Source organism: Aquimarina megaterium XH134, assembly GCF_000520975.1.
In the GTDB taxonomy this organism is placed as follows: domain Bacteria; phylum Bacteroidota; class Bacteroidia; order Flavobacteriales; family Flavobacteriaceae; genus Aquimarina; species Aquimarina megaterium.
The window spans coordinates 1-700 of record NZ_JACB01000128.1; the positions used below are offsets into that span (position 1 = coordinate 1).

The 700-nt window shown below is 33.6% G+C and carries 1 protein-coding gene; it reads right to left on the reverse strand.

Features of this window, described 5'->3' with window-relative positions:
- The coding region (locus Z053_RS0127395; RefSeq protein ID WP_025668160.1) for an outer membrane beta-barrel protein at nt 1-651 on the reverse strand (651 nt) is incomplete at its 3' end.
- Nucleotides 652-700: the final 49 nt, after the last annotated feature.

A 700-nucleotide genomic window follows, 5' to 3' on the forward strand; every position in this document is an offset into this window, starting at 1 on the left:
ACTACCATTATCCAGGGTATACCCTATTTGTGCTCCAGCGATGTAAGTGTCAAAAGGGTTGTTTTCGGTATAATCACTAGGATTCATTACAGCAAGCATAGCAGACCATTTTTCACTTATCGCAATATCTGCTTTCAAACCAGTATGAGATAAAGGGCCATAGGTAAACATATATGAAGTAGAATAATTAAAATTTTCTGTTGGTGAAATCATTTCATATCCTATAAAAGTATTAAAATTACCAAAGGTAAGCTTAACGCTTTCGGTTACATTCCAGTAGACAAATAACTGGTTAATCATTTGAGCAGAATCATCAGAATTAAATACAGCATCTTCGCCCCTGGGACCAAAGACAAGATCAGCTACAAACCCAACTTTTTCGCCTTCATATCCCAAAATAGCGTTAGCCATACCTAATGCAAAACCGCTTTCATCTACAAAAAAAGTTTTTGGAGCTACCGAGTTGTCATTAGGGGCTGCAAAATTGTATCTGTAGTATCCGTCAATAGATCCTGATAAGCTTATTTTAGATAATAACTTATCTAGTGTTGATTTTGGTTTTTCTTCTTGACTAATGGCATTAAAGCTCAAAAGAAATAAAGTAAGGAGAGTTGCTTTTTTTAAAAATTCTGTGATAATCTTTACTTTCATAGTTAATTATAATTGTTGTAATTGTTTTTGATTAGGGGTGTAAAACTAT